The organism is Saccharothrix longispora (assembly GCF_030852425.1).
GTDB classification, from domain to species: Bacteria; Actinomycetota; Actinomycetes; order Mycobacteriales; family Pseudonocardiaceae; genus Actinosynnema; species Actinosynnema longispora.
In genome coordinates, this window is the sequence record NZ_NSDM01000027.1 from 36,506 (window position 1) to 56,472 (window position 19,967).

A 19,967-nucleotide genomic window follows, 5' to 3' on the forward strand; every position below is an offset into this window, starting at 1 on the left:
GTGACCGGCAGGACGACCGCCCCGGCGGGCGGGAACTGGGTGGTGACCGCGACGCCCGCGGTCGCCGGGCTGGCGACGCTGTGCGCGGCCACCGCGCTGTCGAGCGTGCTCGACGGCGTGCTGTGGATGGTGCACCTGGCGGTGGCGATCGTCGTGGTGGTCGGCACGGGCGTGCTGCTGCGCCCGACCAGGCTGCCCTCGCCGCTGGTGGTGCTCGGGCAGGTCCTGGCGCTGCTGTGCCTCCTCGTGGCGCTCTACACGACCAGCGGGTTCCTGGTCTTCCTGCCGGGGGCCGAGTCGTTGCGCGACCTGGGCGCGGTGCTGGGCAACGCGCTCGGCGAGGTGCAGGCCGGTGTGCCGCCCGTGCCGGACAGCCGGAACATGCGCTGCCTGGTGATGGTGGCCATCGGCCTGGTGGCGGTCCTGGTGGACGCCCTGGCGGTCGGCGCGGCGGCGCCCGCGGCGTCCGGCCTGGTGCTGCTGTGCGTGTTCGCGGTGCCCGCGTCGCTGGCCGACGAGATGCTGCCGCTGTGGACGTTCGTGTTCGGCGCGGCGGCGTTCGCGCTGCTGCTGGCCGTGGACGGGCAGCACCGGCACGAGGCGTGGCGCGGCAGGCTGCCGGGCGCCGGGCAGAGCGGCTCCGGCCCGGCGGCGACCGCCGTGGCGGGCCTGGCCGTGGTGATCGCGCTGCTCGCCGGGACGAGCCTCACGCTGGTCGGCACCGTCGGGCGGCTGCCGGGCACGGGTGACGAGATCGGCGGCGGCTCCGGCGGGTTGGGCATCGACCCGATCACCGAGCTGCGCGGCATGCTCAACCAGGGCGCGAGCCGCGAGATGTTCCGGGTGCGCGACCTGCCCGAGTCGGCCTACCTGCGCGCGATGACGCTGCCGCGGTACGTGCCGGACCAGGGCTGGACCGGCGGCCGGGACATGCCGGAGGGCGTGCCCGCCCGCGGCGACCTGCCCGCCCAGCCCGGCGACCCGGGCGACGGCGAGGTCGTCGAGGTCGAGATCGAGCCGGTGACCTGGCTCGACTACTGGCTGCCGGTGTACGGCAAGCCGCGGGGGATGCCGAACGTCGACGAGGCGTACCGGTACGACCCGGAGCGCGGCATGGTCTACGCGACGCGGGCCCGCAAGTCAGGCACGTACTCGCTGCGGACGGTGCTGGACACGCCGTCCGCCGACACCCTGCGCCGGGCGACCGGCCCGATCGACGTGGACCCGGTGTACCTGGAGGCGCCCGGCGTCGAGGACCGGGTGGCCGACCTGGCGCGCGGGATCGTCGCCGGCGAGAGCAACCAGTTCGACCGGGCGACCGCGCTGTACCGGTACTTCACCGACGGCACGCAGGGCTTCACGTACACCACGGAGACCACGAACAACATGAGCGCGGGTGCGCTCGAGGACTTCGTGCTCAACGGCAAGAAGGGCTTCTGCGAGCAGTACGCGTCGGCGATGGCGATCATGGCGAGGTCCGTCGGCATCCCGGCCCGGGTGGCCCTCGGCTTCACCGCCGGGTACCCGACCGGCGACTTCCAGACGATCACCTCGCAGGACGCCCACGCCTGGGTGGAGGTCTACTTCCCCGGCCACGGGTGGATGACCTTCGACCCGACGCCCCTGTCCGACGGCCGCGGCGTGGCCCCGCCGTACATCTCGGGCAACCAGGCCGACGACGAGGAGGACGACCCCAGCGCCGCGGCCACCGCGACCACCACCACGACCACCGCTCCCGGCGCGTCGGCCTCGGCCTCGGTCGCGCCGGACGCCCAGGGCCAGGACGGGACGACGCAGACGGCCGCGCCGACCCCCGCGTGGCACCTGATCACGCTGGTCGCGGCTGGGCTCGTCGCGCTGCTGCTGTGGGCGCTGCTGCTCTTCGGCGCGGTGTGGCTGAGCAGGAAGACCTGGCTGCGCCCCGCCGTCGTGGCCGCGCTGGCGGTGCTGGGTGCCGTCGCGCTCGCGCTGGTCCTGGCGCTGGTGAGCTGGTGGCTGGCCGCGCCGGCGCTGGTGGCGGCCGCCGTGGCGGCGCCGGCCCTGGTGCGCGCCTGGCGTCGCCGCGAACGGCTCCGCGCCGTGGCGGCCCTGGGCCCGAACGCGGCGGGCGCGGCGTGGCGGGAACTCGTCGCCGAGTCCGTCGACCGGGGCACCCGCGTGGCGAGCACGGAGACGATCCGGGTCGCCGCCCGTCGCCTGGTGAAGGCGCACAACCTGGACGACCAGGGTCGCGACGGCCTGCGCGCGATCGTGGGCGCCGTGGAGCGCTCCTGGTACAGCGCGCACGCGGACGCGGACCCCGCCCTTCCGCGCGCGGTGGACGACGTCCGGGCCAGTCTGCACCGCAACGCGCCGCTGGCCCTGCGGGCGAGGGTCCTGCCGCGCTCGGTCCTCAAGCCGAGGCCACCGGCCGACAGCGACCCGATCGGCTGACCCCGATCGGCCGGCCCGCGCCGGCCGATCGGCAGGTACGGGAAGCCGCACGGCCCGCCCCCTGGTGCTGCGGGGGCGGGCCGTGTGCGTGTCCTGTCGGGCTGTTACGCGGACTACTCGTCCTCGAAACGGCGACGGAAACGTTCTTCCATCTTCTGAGAGAACGAGCTGCGGCTGGGCCGGCTTCCCTCTTGCCTGGGCTCCTCGGCACCCTGGTCACCACGACGCAGTGTCGTCACGGTGAGCAGCACGCCGAAGAACATCAACAGGAAGCCGACCACGCTCACCACCGGGATACCAGCGAGCTTCGGCAACATCACACCCGTCACCAGCAGAGCCACACCCACGGCGAACAGCGCGATGCCCTGGATGCGACGCCGTCGGGACGGCTTGCGCAGCTTGGCGCCACGCACGGTGGATGCGAACTTCGGGTCCTCGGCGTAGAGCGCGCGCTCGATCTGGTCGAGCAGTCGCTGCTCGTGCTCGGAGAGTGGCATGGCTCCTCCTCCGGCACAGCGGTCGCGGGCGCCGGGTAATCACGGTTGCCGCCGGTCCCGGCGGACGCCCCACCCTGGGGGCGTCACAACCAGGATACGATTCGGGAGGCTCTCCGACTACCCAGTCCGTGCCCCTAAGCGGTTCGTTCGGTCACCATCATCCTCACGGGTCAACGGTCAGACCTTCGTGAGGTCCCGGATGACCGCCCCTTGGTCAACTGTCAAGCCCTCCCGTGCACTTCCCGGTCGATTCGATCACGCGCTGCCACGGTCCGTGTTCGGCCGGCTACCGGCACCCCGAAGGCGCCGGCCCGGCCGGCGACCGCGCCACGACCACGCGGACGTCGCCCTTCCGGTCCGCGGCCCGGGCGGCCGCGGCGAGCAGGGCCCGCGCGGCTTCGGCCGGTGCCTGGCGCAGGCGTGCCGGCGGGGTGTGGACCACGACGGCGCCGGCCGCGGCCAGGGCGGGCGAGCGGGCGGTCGTGGTGGTGAACTGCCAGGCGAGCCCCAGCTCCTCCCACCAGGCGTCGACGGCGCCCAGCGACCCGCCCGCCGCGGAGCGCAGGCACACGCCCCACCTCGGCGGCGGCAGGGGCAGGCCGGCCACCAGGGACCTCGCCCACGCCTGGGGCGCCGAGCGGACGCCCTCCCCCAGCTCGGCCAGGACCCGCTTGGCCGGCGCGGACGCCCGGGACAGGTGGGGTCGCAGGTCGTCGACCGCGACACCGCCCCGGCGCAGCGCCTCGGTGAGCACCGCCCGGATGTCGTCGCGCGTCTCCAGGGTCCTGGCCGCGTCGGCCGCCGCCCTCGCCAGCGGGGCGGTGAGGAAGCCCCGGCGCAGGACCGGGTCCGGTGGGTGGCGGGTCCTCGTGGCGCGGACCCTGGTGCTCGGGTCCACCGGGCGGGTCACCAGGACGTGGACCGGGCCGCGGGCCGGCAGGGCGCGCATGCCGTGCAGCTGGAGCGCGTCGAGGCCGGTGACGATGCTGCCGGTGCCGCAGTGGCGCAGCGCCGCCTGGACGAGCTGCGGGCGCGTCGGGGGCCGGTCGGACAGGAGCAGGACGCCCGGCAGGACGTGCTGCCACCCGCCCCGCGGGCGGCAGCGGCGGGACAGCTCCTCGCTGCCCAGGCCGAGCGACAGCAGGTCGGCGGCGGTCGCCACCCGGTGCGGGAAGAGGGCGGCCAGGGCGTCGACGGCGATCGTGGTGCGGGTCGTGGTGTGCATGGGTCCACGATCGCCCCGGGGCGGCGGGGCGGTCGAGGACGTGATCGCGAACTGTGGACAACTGCGGCGCCTGTGGACAACCCGGCGCGGCCGACCGCGAAGATCCGGTGCGGCCGACCGCGGGATGAGGCATTCCGCGGGCCCGACCGCCCGCGGAATGCCTCGGAGGACGGTGGCTGCCCCTCGTCAGCCACCGCGTGGTCTCTAGAGCCGGACGAGCTCCTCGCGGATCTCCACGTCGAGCTCCTTGCGCACCGAGCGGACCTCGCGCCAGGCGTCGTGCACCGCGACCAGGGCGCCGGCGAGCACCAGCGCGACCGCGAGGGCGACCACGCCGACGCCGTCGAACCGGGCCGCGATCACGACGGCCGCCCAGAGCTGGAGGACGGTGAACACGAGCGTGCAGGCGAGCCGTTCGGTGAACCGGCGGCGGGACTTGGCGGGCTCCTCGTTGTGGTTCATGCTTCCCCCTCCGACCAGGACTGACAGGTCATTTCTAGGGGGTTCCGGAGCAGGTCACCGCGTCAGATGACGCACAACGGGAAGTCAGTTGGTGAAGTCGTAGAGCCGGCTCACCCGGTGGATCTCGATCTTCCGCCGGCCCGTGCTGATGATGCCCTCCTCGCGCAGCGCGCGCAGCACCCGCACGAGGGATTCGCGCGACGTGCCCGCGATGCCCGCCAACTCCTCCTGGCTGAGCGCGACGGCCCCCTGGTCGGCGATGCCGCGCTGGAGGGCGACGTCGATCAGCACCGCCGCCACGCGCTGCGTCGCCGTGCCGCTGATCTGCACGCGCTGCCGGTCGGTGTCCCGCTGCCGGGCGACGACGACGGTCAGCACGGCCCACGCGATGCGCGGGTACCCCCGGCACAGCGACGCGAAGGCCGACGCGGACAGCACCAGCGCCCGCACCGCGCCCAGCGCCTGCACGGTCGCGGAGCGCGGCAGCCCGTCGACCGCCGAGCGCTCGCCCACGATGTCGCCCGCGCCGCGCACGGCCAGCACCTTCTCGGTGCCGCCCGACGTGGTCGCGGTGACCCGCAGCAGACCGCGCCGGACCACGATCACGTGCCCCGTGACCTCGCCCTCGCGGCAGACCACCGAGCCGGCGGCGTAGTCGCGCTCGATGCCCGTAGCGCCGAGCACCCCGTGCTCGGACTCGGTGAGGAGACCCCAGAACCGGTCCACGGCACCAGCGTGCCCGGTGATCGTCCCGGCGTCCGCGATGACGGGCCCGAACCACCCGAACGGCCCGCCGCGTCAGCGTTCCGGGCGCGGGACGGCGGTGCCGGAGCGGGTCGGTCCCTGGTCCAGCAGCGACGCCGGTCGCACCGCGGCCCGCCCGAACTTCGACCGCGCCTGGTCCGCCGCCTGCTCGGCCTCGCGCCACCCCCGCTCCGGGGCGTCGAACATCAACTGCTCGCCGTCGTCGCCCTCGACGAGCTGCTCGACCCGCACGCCGATCAACCGCACGGCGCCCGGCGGCACCTGCTCGTCCAGCAGCGTCGAGGCGGTCTTGTAGACCTCCTGCGCGACGTCGGTGGCCACGCGCAGCGTCTTCGACCGGGTGATCGTGGTGAAGTCGGCGAACCGCACCTTGATCGACACCGTCCGGCCGCGCAGCCCGCGCGAGCGCAGCGTCGCCGCCGACCGCTCGGACAGCCGCAGCAGCTCGCGACGCAGCAGCTCACGGTCGAAGTGGTCGACCTCGAACGTCTCCTCCGCGCCGATCGACTTCTCCCGCGTCGACGGCACGACGGGCCGGTCGTCGTGGCCTCGGGCGAGGGCGTGCAGGTGCTCGGCCAGCGCCACGCCCACCACCCGGCGCAGCCTCGGCAGCGGTGTCACCGCCACGTCCGCCACGGTCGCCAGCCCCACCCGGTCGAGCTGCTCGGCGGTCCGCTTACCGACGCCCCACAGCGCCGAGACCGGCAGCGGGTGCAGGAAGGACAGCACCTCGTCGCGCGGGACCACCATCAGCCCGTCCGGCTTGCACATCCCGGACGCGAGCTTGGCCAGGAACTTCGTCGGCGCCACACCCACCGAGCAGGTCACGCCGAAGGCCTCCTCGACCTGCGCCCGGATGAGCTGCCCGATCGCCGCCGGGGTGGCCCGCATCCGCTTGAGCGCGCCGCTGACGTCGAGGAACGCCTCGTCCAGGCTCAACGGCTCGACCAGCGGCGTGACGTCGCGGAAGATCGCCATCACCCCCCGCGAGACCTCCTGGTAGCGGGCGAAGTCGGGCGGGATGAACACCGCGTGCGGCGCGAGCCTGCGGGCGTGCGCGGTCGGCATGGCGGAGCGCACGCCGAACTCCCGCGCCAGGTAGTTGGCCGACGCGACCACGCCGCGATTCGCCGTCCCGCCCACGACCACCGGCCGGTCGGCCAGCTCGGGGCGGTGCCGGATCTCGACCGAGGCGTAGAACGCGTCCATGTCGACGTGCAGCATCGGGCAGCCGGTGTCGTCCGGCCACGTGTCGCCGCGCGCGCGGAAGCGGTCCACCAGACCGCGCGGCAGGTTGGCGCTGCGGCCCACGGAACCCCTCCCCCGAACACCCGTTCGACAGACTACGCCACCCCGGCGGCGCGAGGGCGCTTCAGGACCGCCCCAGGGCTTTCCTCAACCGCGCCAACGCGCGGTGCTGGGCCACCCGGACCGCGCCCGCCGTCGAGCCGACCATCACCGCGGTCTCCTCCGCGGACATGCCCAGGACGACGCGCAGGACCAGGATCTCGCGCTGCCGCTCGGGCAGCACCTCCAGCAGCTGCCCCATCTTGGAGGACAGCTCGCCCTCCAGCGCCCGCTGCTCCGGTCCCGGCTCCCTGCCCGCGCCGTCGGGCAGCTCGGGCACCGACTCCGCCCGGTTGCGCGCCGACGCCCGGTGCGCGTCCGCGACCTTGTGCGACGCGATGCCGTACACGAACGCCAGGAACGGCCTGCCCTGGTCGCGGTACGACGGCAGCGCCTTGAGCACCGCCAGGCACACCTCCTGCGCCACGTCGTCCGCCGACGCCTGCGACCGCTCCCCGCGACCGACCCGCGCCCGGCAGTACTTCACGACGAGGGGCCGGATGAGCCTCAGCAGCTCCTCCACCGCCCGCTGGTCGCCCCGGACGGCCGGCTCGACCAGCGCGTCCGCCCCTTCCGGCACGGCCGTCGACCCACCCACCGGCCGCACCGACGACATCGGGACCGCCGGCTCGCGCTCGTGCTGCGCGGACATCACCGACCTCCCCCCGAGGACGTGCGGCGCACCGCGACGTCCCGGCACCACTCCGAACCCGACCACTGCTGCTGCTTCCATCCCGAGCTCCTCGGAGTCCGCGCGCTGGACCACCCCTTGGGGCACATGCGAACGCGACGTCGATCCCTCACGTGGATGACGCGACTCACGCGAAGTTGGTCTGAATGGCCGCGTTTGAAATGCGATCGGATGAATGTACTACAACCATTGGTCGCTCTGAGTAATTGTCAGCAGGCGTGTCGCCCGACCTCGCGATGCAGGCGGGGCGCCGCGCACGCGCTCTTCGGGGCCCTCCGGGTCCGGGGTGGTCCCCGGGTCAGGCGGACTTCCGGCCCAGCACGTGCAACCGGGCGGCCACGTCGCGCAGCGGCGAGCGGGTGGACGCGGCCAGCTCCAGCTCGGCCAGCGCCTCCGCCGCGCCGGGGTTGGCGTCCAGCACCGAGCCCGGGACCAGGTCGGACACCACGCCGTGGCCCTGGAGCAGCTCCACCTTCAGGCCCGAGGCGAGCACCAGCGCCTCCAGCCCGGCCACGTCGAACCGGCGCAGCAGCGGGTCGCGCGCGCCCACGAGCTGGCCCGCCTCGTCGTCCAGCAACCGCCGGGCGTCCACCAGCCGGCCCGCGATGGCCCGGTGCAGCACGGCCGCGAACCGGTTCGCCACCAGCACGGACACCGCGCCGCCGGGCACCGCGGCCCCCGCCAGCGCGGCCAGGGCGGCGCTCGCGTCGTCCACGACCTCCAGCACGCCGTGCCCGAGCACGAGGTCGGCCCCGCCGTGGGGCTCCAGCGCGTCCGTGTCGCCCTGGACGGCCGTGACCCGGTCCAGCACGCCCACCTCGGCCGCGCGGCGGTGCAGCGTGGCCAGGGCGTCGGGGCTGGGGTCGACGACGGTCACCGAGCAGCCGGCCAGGGCGAGCGGCACGGCCCACACGCCGCTGCCCCCGCCCACGTCGAGCACCCTGGGCGGTTCCCCGCCCCGGCGGTCGCGCGCGGCGGCCAGTTCGGCGTCGAGCACCCTGTGTACGGCGTCCGGTCGCATGGCACCAGAGCCTAGGGGCCGTAGGCTGACGACGTGCATACGGTGGCGGTGCTCAGCCTCAAGGGTGGCGTGGGCAAGACGACGGTCGCGCTCGGTCTCGCGTCCGCCGCGCTGCGGCGCGGTGTTCGCACGCTGGTCATCGACCTCGATCCGCAGTGCAACGCCACCTCGACCCTGGAGCCCGAGGACACCGGCACGAGCATCTTCGACGTGCTCCAGGAGCCGACCGCCGAGAACCTGCGCGACGCCGTCGCGCCCAGCGGCTGGGGTGACGGCGTGGACGTCCTCGCCGGCTCCGAGGACGCCGAGTCGCTCAACCACCCCGACCCCGGCGAGACCCGGCTGGGCAAGCTGCGCGAGGCGCTGGCGCTGCTCAAGGAGGACGACGAGCCGTACCAGCTGGTGCTGCTGGACTGCCCGCCGTCGCTGGGCCAGCTGACCCGGTCGGCGCTGGTGGCGGCGGACCGCGCGCTGCTGGTGACCGAGCCCACCATGTTCGCGGTGGCGGGCGTGCAGCGGGCGTTCGAGGCGGTGCAGGCCGAGCGGGCGCACAACCCGGAGCTCCAGCCGCTGGGCGTGGTGGTCAACCGGGTCCGGCCGCGCTCGCACGAGCACCAGTTCCGCATCGAGGAGCTGCGCGACATCTTCGGCCCGCTGGTGATGCCGGTGGCGCTGCCCGACCGGCTGGCCGTCCAGCAGGCGCAGGGCGCGTGCATGCCGATCCACGAGTGGGGCACGCCCGGCGCGCGCGAGGTGGCGCTGGCGTTCAACCTGGTGCTGGCGCGCATCCTGCGGATGAGCCGCAGCCGGCGGCGCATCAGCCACCAGGACTTCGACGACGACGAGATCAGCGAGGCCGTCGACAGCGGTGCCCGAGGGTGACACGGTCTTCCTGGCCGGGCACCGCCTGGACGAGGCGCTGTCCGGTCGCGTCCTGCTGCGCGGCGAGCTGCGCCACCCCCGGTGGGCCACGGCCGACCTGGCCGGTCGCGAGGTGCTGGGCGTCCGGTCGGTCGGCAAGCACCTGTTCACCCGGTTCTCCGGTGACCTGAGCCTGCACAGCCACTTCCGGATGGACGGCGCGTGGCACCTGTACCGGCCTGGCGAGAAGTGGCGGCGGCCCGGGCACCAGGTGCGGGCTGTGCTGGAGGTGCCCGACCGCGTCGTGGTGGGGTTCTCCCTGCACGACCTGGAACTGCTGCCCACCGGCGAGGAGCACCGGCTGGTCGGGCACCTGGGGCCGGACCTGCTCGGCGAGGGCTGGGGCGACGCCGACGAGGCCGAGGCGGTGCGCCGGCTGGCCGCCGACCCGGAGCGCGAACTGGGCGTGGCGCTGCTCGACCAGCGGGTGCTCGCGGGTGTGGGCAACCTCTACAAGGCCGAGGTGTGCTTCCTGCTGAAGGCCTCGCCGTGGAGCCCGGTGTCGGCGGTGGACCCGGCGGAGGCCGTGCGGCTGTCGCGCAGGCTGCTGCTGGCCAACGCGTGGCGCCCGGAGCAGAGCACCACCGGTTCGCTCGCACGGGGCCGGCAGCACTGGGTGTTCGAGCGGACCGGCAGGCCGTGCTTCCGCTGCGGCACGCGGGTGCGCGTGGGCGGGCAGGGCGAGGGGGTCCACGAGCGGCCCGCGTACTGGTGCCCGCGCTGCCAACCAGGACCGATCGCCTAGGGTTGCGCACCGTGGTCTACAAGAGCGTGGTGCGCAAGGCGTTGTTCCGGATGCACGGCGGGGACGCGGAGCGGGTCCACGAGACCACCCTCGGCCTGCTGGCGGCGGCGAGCCCGGTGGCGAAGGTCCTCAAGCGCGGGCCGAAGCTGGAGCGCACCGTCTTCGGCGTCACGTTCCCCAACCCGGTCGGCCTCGCCGCGGGCCTGGACAAGAACGGCCGGGCGCTGCCCGCGTGGGGCGCGCTCGGGTTCGGGTTCGTCGAGGTCGGCACGGTCACCCGGCACCCGCAGCCGGGCAACCCGAAGCCGCGGCTGTTCCGGCTGCGCGACAGCGACGCGATCATCAACCGGATGGGCTTCAACAACGACGGCGCGCAGGCGCTGGCGGACCGGCTGGACCGGCTCGGCCCGCTGTCCGTGCCGCTGGGCATCAGCCTGGGCAAGTCCAAGGTGACGCCGGTCGAGGAGGCCGTCGAGGACTACCGGGCCTCGCTGCGCGCGCTGTACCGGCACGGCGACTACTTCGCGATCAACATCAGCTCGCCGAACACGCCGGGCCTGCGCAGCCTCCAGGACCGGGGCGCGCTGACCGAGCTGCTGGCCGGCCTCGACGAGGCCGCGCGCGGGCTGGCGGGCGCGGCGCCGCGCAAGCCGATCCTGGTCAAGATCGCGCCCGACCTGACCGACGAGGCGATCGGCGAGGTGCTGGAGGTGTGCGCGGCGCACGACGTGAGCGGCCTGATCGCGACCAACACCACGTTGTCGCGCGACGGCCTCGCCCCGTCCGATCAGGCGCTGGCGCACGAGGCGGGCGGGTTGAGCGGCCGGCCGCTGACCGAGCGGGCGCGCGAGGTGGTGCGGTTCGTGTCGCGGCGGACCGACGGGAAGCTGCCGATCATCGGGGTGGGCGGCATCGCGTCCGCCGGCGACGCCAAGCGGATGCTCGACGCCGGCGCGAGCCTGCTCCAGGTCTACACCGGGTTCATCTACGAGGGGCCCGGCCTGGTGCGCCGGATCAACCGGGCGCTCGCGCCCTAGCCCTTGCGCACGGCCCCGAGCCAGCGCAGCACCGGGTGCAGGATCACGACCAGCAGCGAACCCCACACCAGGCCACCCAGCTCCATGTCGCCCAGCTCCAGGGTCAGGTCGCCGACGCCCGCGACCAGCGCCGCGCCGCCGACCAGGGCGTTGCCGGGGTTGGCCAGGTCGACCCGGTGCTCCATCCAGATCCGCACGCCGACCAGGCTGATCAGGCCGAACAGCACGAGCGTCGCACCGCCCACCACGCCCGCGGGCACGGTGGTGAGCAGCGCCGCGGCCTTCGGCGAGAACGCCAGCAGGACCGCGGCCACCCCGGTCACCGCGTACGCGGCCGTCGAGTAGACCTTGGTCACGCCCATCACGCCGATGTTCTCGGAGTAGGTGGTGGTGCCCGGCCCGCCGCCGATGCCCGCGAGCGCGGTGGACAGGCCGTTGGCGATGATCGAGTCGCCGATGCTGCCGTCGAGGTTGCGGCCGGTGAGCGCGCCGACGGCCTTCACGTGGCCCACGTTCTCCGCGACCAGCACGATCACCACCGGCAGCACCAGCAGGGTCACCGAGGGCCTCAGCTCGGGCGAGTGGAACGCGGGCAGCCCCACCCAGTCGGCGCCCGCCACCGCGGCCGTGTCGACCAGGCCGAGCCAGAAGCCCATCGCCCAGCCGACGAGCACGCCGAGCAGCACCGAGAAGCGGAAGAACGCACCGCGCCCGAGGACGCCGCACAGCAGGATGATGCCCATCGTCACCGCGGCGGGCAGCGGCTGCTCGGCGAACGAGCCGGTGGCGCGGTGGGACAGGTTCAGGCCGATCAGGACGACCACGGCGCCCGTCACGACCGGCGGCATCACCGATTCCAGCATCCGCACGCCCAGCGCCTTGACGGCGACGCCGATGATCACCACCAGCAGGCCCGCCGCGAGGACCCCGCCGAGCTGCGCGGCGATGCCCTCGTCGCGGGCGGCGGACAGCGGGGCGATGAACGCGAACGACGCCCCGAGGTAGCTCGGCACGCGGTTGCGGGTCAGGACCAGGAACAGCAGGGTGCCGACGCCGGAGAACAGCAGCGTGGTGGAGACCGGCAGGCCGGTGGTGGCCGGGACGAGGATCGTGGCCCCCGCCATCGCGACGAGGTGCTGCGCGCCGAAGCCGATGGTGAGCGGCCAGCTCACCCGCTCCTGCGGCGCGATGGCGTCACCGTCGGTGGGACGGCCATCGCCGTGCACGGTCCACAACGCCACTCGACGACCTCCCGGCGATCAGACCGGACAGCTCTGTCCGACGCAGCGATCCTGCCACGCCACGTAGTGGCAGCCGCCATATAACGGTCTGATAATCACACTATTGCAGCAGCGTACGCCACTGCACCGAGGACGGCAGCTCAACTTCGCTACGCAACGTGATGCAACGAACGTTCGTACAGATGGCCGTGCGGGTGCGCTGCCGACGACTCCGGGAGCCCGCCGGGACGGTCAGCGGGACAGCTCGCGCAGCGCCGACGCCAGGCCCGCCAGGTGGTCGGTCGCGTCGCCCAGCACCTGCCGGGGGTTGGTGGCCGTGCTCTCGGCGAGCACGCGGCCGGCGGCGGCCACCAGGCCGCAGTAGCCCTCCACGCCCTCGTCGAGCTGGGCGCGCAGCCGTCGCACGCCCTCGACGAGCGGCCCCCGGTCCAGCGGGGGCGCCGTGTCGCGGGCGCGTTCGACGGCCTGGAGCTGGTGGGACACGGCGCGGATCGCCGCGCCCGCCTCGGCTCCGGTCGCCCGCGCCTGCTCGACCGACTCGGTGGGCACCGAGGTCAGCGCCGCCGAGTCGAGCTGCCGCAGCAGCTCGCGCAGCGTGTCCTCGGCGTCCTCCAGCCGTTCCATCGGCAGGCGGGCGGCCGAGGCGCGGGACGGCAGCGGGACGCGGACCGGGGCGGCGCTGAGCTGCCGCCGCCTCCGGTCGATGTCGCGCATCCGCATGTTCGTGCGCACCGCCAGCACGGAGGTGCCGGCGAACCCGAGGGCCGCGCCGACACCCGCCGCCACCGGCAGTGCGTTCACCAGCGTGAGCACGCCGACCACCGCGAGCAGCGCCAGCACGATGAGCCAGAAGGTGAGCGCGCGGCCCGACCGGCGGTACTGCCGGTCGAGCTTCGCGCGCGGGTCGCTCCACGCGGCTATGCGCCGCTTGACCTGGTCCGCGATCGGTCCCTGGATCTGGCCACCGACGATCTGGACGATCTCACCGGTCACCTTCCGAGCTGGGTGCACCGCGGACGCTCCCCTCTCAGCCCACGCCGGGTCTCAGCCCTGGCTGGGCGGCTGCTGGATCTGCTGGGTCTGCTGCGGCTGCGCCTGCTGCTGCACCCGCTGCTGGATCTCCTGCTGGATGCTCGCGCTCGCGCCGGCAGGCTTGCCCGCGGTCACCTCGCCCGCGACGTTGCCACCCGCCATCGAGGCGCGGATCTGCTCCAGGCGGGACGAGCCCGCCATCTGCGTGGTCGACTGCTGGACCTCCAGCATCCGGCCCTGCACGGAGTTCTGCGCCAGCTCCGCGGAACCGAGGGCGGTGGTGTACCGCTTCTCGATCTTGTCGCGGACCTCCTCCAGCGACGGCGTGTTGCCCGGCGCCGCCAGCTCGGTCATCTGGCGCAGCGAGTGCGACACCTGCTCCTGCATCTTCGCCTGCTCCAGCTGGCTGAGGAGCTTGGTGCGCTCCGCCAGCTTGCCCTGGAGCACCATCGCGTTGCGCTCGACGGCCTGCTTGGCCTGCTGAGCTGCCTGCAACGCCTGGTCGTGCAGCGTCTTCAGGTCCTCGATGCTCTGCTCGGCGGTCACCAGCTGGGTGGCGAACGACTGCGCGGCGTTCTCGAACTCCGTCGCGCGCTGCTCCTCGCCCTTGCCCCGGGCCTCGTCGGCGAGCACGAGCGCCTGGCGCGCGGACGCCTGGAGCTTCTCCACCTCGCCGAGCTGCCGGTTGAGCTTCATCTCCAGCTGGCGCTGGTTGCCGATCACCGCCGCCGCCTGCTGCGACAGCGCCTGGTGCTGGCGCTGCGCCTCCTCGATGGCCTGCTGGATCTGCACCTTAGGGTCGGCGTGCTCGTCGATCTTCGACGAAAAAGCCGCCATGAAGTACTTCCACGCCTTCACGAAAGGGTTGGCCATCTCCTACGCCTGCCTTCTCCGCACGTCCCTGGCTCGCGCTCGTGATTGGCAACGACCCGGTGCTGTTGTTGGTTCCATCGTTCCAGTTGTGGCGCGCTGCTTCCACCGACCGGGGGAGATATCCGGGTTCACCCTGATCCACCCCCGAAACTTCGGTCGACGTGGCCATCCTCCCCCGATCCCGCGGGCGGGCACGCGCCGACCCCGTCCGGGGTTGTCGAGTCGTTGCGAACACCGAGAGCCGAGCCGGAACACCGGCTCGGCTCTCGGTCGCTGATCTGGGGCTACGCCGCCACCACCGTGCCGCGCGGCTTGCTGAGGGAGCTGGGCAGCCGGTGCGTGAGCACGGGCTGGAGCCGCAGGTCGGACAGGTCGTTGCCGATCATCGCGGGCACCACGGTGCCGCCCTCCAGGCCCGCCGGGGCGGGCGTCGCCCGCTCGGCGAGCTCCGCCGGGCTGGGCACCGGCTGCTGGAGCGCGCCGATGTCCGAGGCGACCAGGTGGAGCAACTCGTAGAGGGGCAGGTCCAACGCCTCGCAGATCGCGGCCAGCAGCTCGCTGGACGCCTCCTTGCGGCCCCGCTCCACCTCGGACAGGTACCCCAGGCTGACGCGGGCGGTCCTGGAGACCTCGCGCAGCGTGCGGCGTTGGGTGGTGCGGGCATGGCGGAGCCGATCACCGATCGCCTCGCGTAGCAGCACGGTCATCGCGCGCCTCCTTCCGGCCGGCCGTGCCACCACGTTACCGACCCGTCCCGTCGACGGGCAGTGACTTCATGACACGTCCGCTAAGGGTGAACGGGTGAACAGCTCCGGGAGTTCCCGCTCGGCCCGGCTGATTTCCGCGCGAAGCCGCAGCTCAGATCACCCGACCGGGATTTCGAGGTACCCCCGGAGGAGGTCGAGGGCCCCTGTCGTGGAAGCGGTGCGGATTTCGTGCCTGTCACCACTCAGAGTGAGCATTCGGACGAACGAACCGGGCGGACCGGACAAACCGATGTGGACGGTGCCGGCGGGCACGCCGTCCTGCGGGTCGGGCCCGGCCACGCCGGTCAACCCGAGGCCCCAGGTCGCGCCGCACCGCTCCCGCGCCCCGACGGCGAGCTGCCGCGCCACCTCCGGGTGGACCGCGCCGTGCTCGGCGAGCAGGTCGGCGGACACGCCGGCGAGCGCGTGCTTCAGGTCCGTGGCGTAGACCACGAGCCCGCCGCGCACGACGGCGCTGGAGCCCGGCACGGCGGTGAGGGTGGCCGTGACCAGGCCCGCGGTGAGCGACTCGGCCGTGGCGACCGTCTCACCGCGCTCCCGCAGGGCGCGCACGACGTCCTCGGCCGGCGGGAACGTCACGCCCCCGCCACCGCCCGCTTGCCGCGCGCCCGCAGGCGGAACGCGCGGATCACGTAGTCGACGCCCGTGACGACCGTGAGCACGACCGCCGCACCCATCGAGACCAGCGCCAACGGCTCCAGCCACGACGGCAGCGGCAGCAGGTAGAGGCCGATCGCGAAGATCTGCACGAGCGTCTTGGCCTTGCCGCCGCGGCTGGCCGGGATCACGCCGTGCCGGATCACCCAGAACCGCAGCAGCGTGACGAACAGCTCGCGCACCGCGATGACGACCGTCACCCACCACGGCAGCTCGCCCAGCAGGCTGAGGCCCACCAGGGCGGCGCCGGTGAGCGCCTTGTCCGCGATGGGGTCGGCGATCTTGCCGAAGTCGGTGATCAGGCCGAGCTTGCGGGCGAGGTTGCCGTCGACGTGGTCGGTCACCGAGGCGATGGCGAACACGACGAACGCCCACAGCCGCCACACCGGCTCGTCGCCGCCGTCGGCGAACAGCAGGTAGAGGAACACCGGCACGAGCACCAGCCGGGACATCGTCAGCACGTTGGCGATGTTCAGCACCGGCACGCGCGCGGGTTCGGTCACCTCGGGAGCACCTCGATCACGGAGACGACCAGGTCGACACCCTCGGCCGCGTCCACGCGGCACCGGACCAGGTCGCCCACCTTCAGGTCCTGCCCGTCGGCGACCACGCACTCGCCGTCGACCTCGGGCGCCTGGTGGGCTGCCCGGCCGACGCAGTCGCTCTCGTCGTCCTCCTCGGTCTCGACCAGGACGACGACCTCGTCGCCGACGCGGTCCTCCGCGCGCTGCGAGGTCAGCTCCTCGACGAGGTCGGAGATGCGCGCGACCCGCTCGGCGATGGTGTCCGCGTCGAGCTTGCCGGTCAGCCCCTCGGCCTCGGTGCCGTCCTCGTCCGAGTAGCCGAACACGCCGACCGCGTCCAGGCGCGCCGCGGTGAGGAAGCGCTCCAGCTCGGCCACGTCCTCCTCGGTCTCACCGGGGAAGCCGACGATGACGTTGCTCCGGATGCCGGCCCGCGGCGCCAGCGCGCGGATCTGCTCGACCAGGCCCAGGAACGACTCGGTGCTGCCGAACCGGCGCATCCGGCGCAGCACCGGCTCGCTGGAGTGCTGGAACGACATGTCGAAGTAGTCGGCCACGCCCTCGGTGGTCGCGATGGCCCGCACCAGCGACGGCTTGGTCTCGGCGGGCTGGAGGTAGGACACCCGCACCCGGTCGATGCCGGGGACGGCGGCCAGCCGGGGCAGGAGCTGCTCCAGGCCGCCCAGCTCGCGCGGCAGGTCCTTGGCGTAGGAGGTGGAGTTCTCCGAGACGAGGAACACCTCGCGCACGCCCTGCTCGGCCAGCCACATCGCCTCGGCCACCACCTCGTCGGGGTGCCGCGACACGAACGCGCCCCGGAACGACGGGATGGCGCAGAACGAGCACCGCCGGTCGCAGCCGGAGGCGATCTTCAGCGGCGCGACGGGCGTGTCCTCCAGCCGGGTGCGCAGCACGCGAGGCCCCCACCCGTGCCCGGGGACCTGCACCTCCTCGGCCGCCTTCGGCCGCTGCACGGGCGTGAGCGGCAGCAGCGTGCGCCGGTCGACGGGCTTGTGCGACTCGACGGTCCGACCCGCCACCACGTCGTCCAGCCGGTCGGCGAGGTTCGCGTAGTGGTCGAAGCCGAGGACCGCGTTCGCCTCGGGCAGGCTGTCCGCCAGCTCGGCCCCGTAGCGCTCGGCCATGCAGCCGACGGCGACCACCTTCGCGCCGCTGTCGGACGCGGCGAGCAGCGTGTCCACCGAGTCCTTCTTGGCGGACTCGACGAAGCCGCACGTGTTGACCACGACCACGTCGGCGTCGTCGTCGACCAACTCCCAACCGCCGGCGGTGAGGCGACCGGCGAGCTCCTCGGAGTCGACTTCGTTGCGGGCGCACCCGAGGGTCAGCATGGCGACGCGCTTGGCCGTGGTGGGGGAAGACACGGTGCTCAGCGTAACCGGCGCCGCCGCCTGTTCCCGCCGGGACCGTCGCCGCACCGAGCGCGCCGACCCCCCGGGCGGCGACTACCTTTGCACCGTGAACGACCCGATCAACGTGCGTCGGGCCCGCACCGGTGACGTGCGGGCGATGAAGGCCCTCATCGACCAGTACGCCGGCAAGGTGCTGCTGACCAAACCGCTGGTGACCCTGTTCGAGGACATCCAGGAGTTCTGGGTCGCCGAGGAGGACGGGGTGGTCCTCGGCTGCGGCGCGCTGCACGTGCTGTGGGAGGACCTGGCCGAGATCCGCACGGTCGCGGTGGAACCGGCGCAGAGCGGGCGCGGGATCGGGCACCGCATCGTGAAACGGCTGGTCGAGACGGCGCGCGAGCTCCAACTCCAGCGGATCTTCGTGCTGACCTTCGAGACCGGGTTCTTCGGGCGGCACGGGTTCGTGGAGATCAACGGGACGCCGGTGTCGCCCGAGGTCTACGAGGAGATCATGCGGTCGGCCGACGAGGGCGTCGCGGAGTTCCTCGACCTGTCGTACGTGAAGCCCAACACGCTGGGCAACTCGCGCATGCTGCTCCACCTCTGACTCTTCCAACGGATACTCGAACAGTCTTGACTCTACGAGCGTCGACCCGTCAGGATCGACGCCGTGGAGCAGGTGATGACGGTCGACGAGCTGGCGGTCCGGGTGGGCCTGCCCGGCAGCACGATTCGCATGTACCAGACCAAGGGTGTGCTGCACCCGCCGCGCAGGCAGGGACGCGTCGCCTTCTACGACGCGTCGCACGTGGAGCGGCTGACCCTCGTCCAGCGGCTCCAGTCCCGCGGCTTCTCGCTGCCCGCCATCGCCGAGCTGGTCAAGGCGCGCGAGCAGGGCGCGAGCGTCGCCCAGGTGCTCGGCGTGGGCGACGAGGAGGGCCCGGACGACTGGGTGCGGGTCAGGGTGCGCGACATCCGGCGGCTCGTGCCGATGGGCGACGTCCGTCCGCGCCTGCTCGTCCGCGCGCTCCAGCTGGGCCTGCTCCGCTGGCGGCGCGGCTGGCCGCACACCCGGCGGTGGGCGCTGGAGGCGGGCGGGCGGCTCGCCGGGCTGAACGTGCCCTGCGACGACGTGCTCGACAGCTTCGAGAAGCTGCGCCGCGCCACCGACGGCATCGCGGCCGACTTCGTGGAGGTCTTCGAGCGCAGGCTGTGGCCCGCCCTCGCCGACGGCGCGGCCGAGGACGACCAGCTGGACCGCATGCGCGCGCTGCTCGTGGAGCTGACCTACACCGCCGAGACCGCCGTGGTCGGCACGCTGCGCGAGTCCATCCGGGACGCCGCCGAGGAGTTCGCGCGACGCCACCGGCTGGTGCCGAACGACGACTTCCGGCCCGCGTGGGTCGAGGAACCCGTGCCCATCGCGGAGCACGTGGTCCGGACCGAGGAGGACGAACTGCCGGACGAGCCGACGATCCAGCGGTTCCTCGACCGGGGTGACGAGCAGGACGAGCCGGTGCGGTGACCCCTGGACGCACCCCCCTGGACGCGCCCACCGCCGGAACGCGGGGGCGCGGGGGCCGGCCGGGGCGTTCGAGCCGATGACGAGGGGTTCGGCTCGCACGCCCCGGCCGGCGACCGCCGCGCCCTGTGGTGGGCCGCCCGCACGGTAGGGGCCGATCGGGGCTGTGCCGACCGCCCCGGACCGGTAAGAACCCTTGTGAAGCCCGTGTAACGAGGGGAAGAACAGTGCTCGCGAAAACCCTGCGCAACGCGTTCGCCACCGTGGTCGCCTCGGTCGCCCTGCTGGCCGGCGCCGGAGTCGGCCAGGCCGCCATCAACGCCCCGGCGGTCACCGACGACTACGTCTTCAGCAAGTCCCTGTCGCAGTTCACCACCCTGCGCAACCAACGGCCCTACAGCGACCAGCTCGACTGGTCGTCGGACGGCTGCTCGTGGTCGCCGGACAACCCGTTCGGCTTCAAGTTCCTGCCGGCCTGCCACCGGCACGACTTCGGCTACCGCAACTACAAGAGGCAGGGCCGGTTCAACGAGACCACCCGGCTGAGCATCGACAACAAGTTCAGGACGGACCTGTACAACCAGTGCGCGGGCAACTGGTCGTGCAACCGCACGGCCGACCTCTACTACCAGGCGGTGCGCGAGTTCGGCGCCAGCTGACGCCCGCCGCGGGGGTCCCGGGCGGGACCCCCGCGGCCGTGGCCGGCGCGCCTAGGTGTACTGCCCTGGGAGGTTGTGGGCGGTCCGACACGTAGTCGGATGATGTTGGAATGAGGGAGGGCCTCCGGGTTCGGTGTGGATTGCGACGTCTACACCAAACCGACGGAGGCCCTCG

The 19,967-nt window shown here is 73.4% G+C and carries 21 protein-coding genes; 7 read left to right on the top strand and 14 right to left on the bottom strand.

Features of this window, described 5'->3' with window-relative positions; all coding sequences use genetic code 11:
* Positions 1-2,433: a transglutaminase TgpA family protein gene (locus tag CKY47_RS35085; protein ID WP_306750687.1), complete on the top strand. Its 2,433-nt coding sequence runs from the start codon at positions 1-3 to the stop codon at positions 2,431-2,433.
* 113 nt (positions 2,434-2,546) lie between these two features.
* Here CKY47_RS35085 and CKY47_RS35090 read toward each other — a convergent pair whose 3' ends face one another.
* From CKY47_RS35090 to CKY47_RS35120, 7 genes are all read right to left on the bottom strand, one after another.
* The gene (locus tag CKY47_RS35090; RefSeq protein WP_306750688.1) at positions 2,547-2,930 is read right to left on the bottom strand and encodes an SCO2097 family morphological protein; all 384 of its coding nucleotides are present in this window, start codon (positions 2,928-2,930) and stop codon (positions 2,547-2,549) included.
* Positions 2,931-3,216: 286 nt separating this feature from the next.
* Positions 3,217-4,155: a hypothetical protein gene (locus tag CKY47_RS35095; protein ID WP_306750689.1), complete on the bottom strand. Its 939-nt coding sequence runs from the start codon at positions 4,153-4,155 to the stop codon at positions 3,217-3,219.
* Positions 4,156-4,359: 204 nt separating this feature from the next.
* Positions 4,360-4,617: a hypothetical protein gene (locus CKY47_RS35100; RefSeq protein WP_306750690.1), complete on the bottom strand. Its 258-nt coding sequence runs from the start codon at positions 4,615-4,617 to the stop codon at positions 4,360-4,362.
* A gap of 84 nt (positions 4,618-4,701) precedes the next feature.
* Positions 4,702-5,343: a Crp/Fnr family transcriptional regulator gene (locus CKY47_RS35105; protein ID WP_306750691.1), complete on the bottom strand. Its 642-nt coding sequence runs from the start codon at positions 5,341-5,343 to the stop codon at positions 4,702-4,704.
* A gap of 72 nt (positions 5,344-5,415) precedes the next feature.
* On the bottom strand, positions 5,416-6,693 hold the full coding sequence (locus tag CKY47_RS35110; RefSeq protein WP_306750692.1) for a DNA polymerase IV: 1,278 nt from the start codon (positions 6,691-6,693) through the stop codon (positions 5,416-5,418).
* A gap of 61 nt (positions 6,694-6,754) precedes the next feature.
* Positions 6,755-7,345, bottom strand: coding sequence for a sigma-70 family RNA polymerase sigma factor (locus tag CKY47_RS35115; protein WP_306750712.1), 591 nt, complete (start codon positions 7,343-7,345; stop codon positions 6,755-6,757).
* Positions 7,346-7,718: 373 nt separating this feature from the next.
* Positions 7,719-8,441: a class I SAM-dependent methyltransferase gene (locus CKY47_RS35120; RefSeq protein ID WP_306750694.1), complete on the bottom strand. Its 723-nt coding sequence runs from the start codon at positions 8,439-8,441 to the stop codon at positions 7,719-7,721.
* Positions 8,442-8,474: 33 nt separating this feature from the next.
* Here CKY47_RS35120 and CKY47_RS35125 point away from each other — a divergent pair, with 33 nt between their 5' ends.
* The 3 genes from CKY47_RS35125 to CKY47_RS35135 are packed head-to-tail and all read left to right on the top strand — an operon-like array spanning position 8,475 to position 11,144.
* Positions 8,475-9,323 carry a ParA family protein gene (locus CKY47_RS35125; protein WP_306750695.1) on the top strand — a complete coding sequence of 283 codons (849 nt, stop codon included), beginning with the start codon at positions 8,475-8,477 and terminating at the stop codon, positions 9,321-9,323.
* Positions 9,310-10,107, top strand: a complete 798-nt coding sequence (locus tag CKY47_RS35130; RefSeq protein ID WP_306750696.1) for a DNA-formamidopyrimidine glycosylase family protein — start codon at positions 9,310-9,312, stop codon at positions 10,105-10,107. Before CKY47_RS35125 ends, CKY47_RS35130 begins: the two co-directional genes overlap by 14 nt.
* Before the next feature lie 11 nt (positions 10,108-10,118).
* Positions 10,119-11,144 (top strand): quinone-dependent dihydroorotate dehydrogenase, encoded by a 1,026-nt coding sequence (locus CKY47_RS35135; RefSeq protein ID WP_306750697.1) that lies wholly within the window; start codon positions 10,119-10,121, stop codon positions 11,142-11,144.
* Here CKY47_RS35135 and CKY47_RS35140 read toward each other — a convergent pair.
* The 7 genes from CKY47_RS35140 to rimO form a co-directional block, all read right to left on the bottom strand.
* The gene (locus CKY47_RS35140; protein WP_306750698.1) at positions 11,141-12,385 is read right to left on the bottom strand and encodes a uracil-xanthine permease family protein; all 1,245 of its coding nucleotides are present in this window, start codon (positions 12,383-12,385) and stop codon (positions 11,141-11,143) included. The genes CKY47_RS35135 and CKY47_RS35140 overlap by 4 nt on opposite strands.
* 231 nt (positions 12,386-12,616) lie before the next feature.
* Entirely contained in the window at positions 12,617-13,378 is a 762-nt protein-coding gene (gene pspM / locus CKY47_RS35145; RefSeq protein WP_306750699.1) for a phage shock envelope stress response protein PspM, read from the bottom strand.
* 51 nt (positions 13,379-13,429) lie between these two features.
* A complete protein-coding gene (locus tag CKY47_RS35150; protein WP_306750701.1) occupies positions 13,430-14,290 on the bottom strand; it encodes a PspA/IM30 family protein in 861 nt (286 codons plus the stop codon).
* 284 nt (positions 14,291-14,574) lie between these two features.
* Positions 14,575-14,997, bottom strand: a complete 423-nt coding sequence (locus CKY47_RS35155) for a helix-turn-helix domain-containing protein (RefSeq protein WP_306750702.1) — start codon at positions 14,995-14,997, stop codon at positions 14,575-14,577.
* A gap of 156 nt (positions 14,998-15,153) precedes the next feature.
* A complete protein-coding gene (locus CKY47_RS35160) occupies positions 15,154-15,636 on the bottom strand; it encodes a CinA family protein (protein ID WP_306750704.1) in 483 nt (160 codons plus the stop codon).
* Positions 15,633-16,217 carry a CDP-diacylglycerol--glycerol-3-phosphate 3-phosphatidyltransferase gene (pgsA, locus tag CKY47_RS35165; RefSeq protein ID WP_306750705.1) on the bottom strand — a complete coding sequence of 195 codons (585 nt, stop codon included), beginning with the start codon at positions 16,215-16,217 and terminating at the stop codon, positions 15,633-15,635. Before pgsA ends, CKY47_RS35160 begins: the two co-directional genes overlap by 4 nt.
* A complete protein-coding gene (gene rimO, locus CKY47_RS35170) occupies positions 16,214-17,590 on the bottom strand; it encodes a 30S ribosomal protein S12 methylthiotransferase RimO (RefSeq protein ID WP_306750713.1) in 1,377 nt (458 codons plus the stop codon). Before rimO ends, pgsA begins: the two co-directional genes overlap by 4 nt.
* A gap of 127 nt (positions 17,591-17,717) precedes the next feature.
* On the opposite strand from rimO, the gene CKY47_RS35175 reads away from it, so the two are divergent.
* The 3 genes from CKY47_RS35175 to CKY47_RS35185 all read left to right on the top strand — a co-directional run bounded on the left by CKY47_RS35175 (position 17,718) and on the right by CKY47_RS35185 (position 19,792).
* Entirely contained in the window at positions 17,718-18,218 is a 501-nt protein-coding gene (locus CKY47_RS35175) for an amino-acid N-acetyltransferase (protein WP_306750707.1), read from the top strand.
* A gap of 63 nt (positions 18,219-18,281) precedes the next feature.
* The gene (locus CKY47_RS35180; RefSeq protein WP_306750708.1) at positions 18,282-19,136 is read left to right on the top strand and encodes a MerR family transcriptional regulator; all 855 of its coding nucleotides are present in this window, start codon (positions 18,282-18,284) and stop codon (positions 19,134-19,136) included.
* A 224-nt stretch (positions 19,137-19,360) separates the two neighbouring features.
* Complete coding sequence (locus CKY47_RS35185) at positions 19,361-19,792, top strand: phospholipase (protein WP_306750709.1); 432 nt, start codon at positions 19,361-19,363, stop codon at positions 19,790-19,792.
* Positions 19,793-19,967 lie beyond the last annotated feature (175 nt).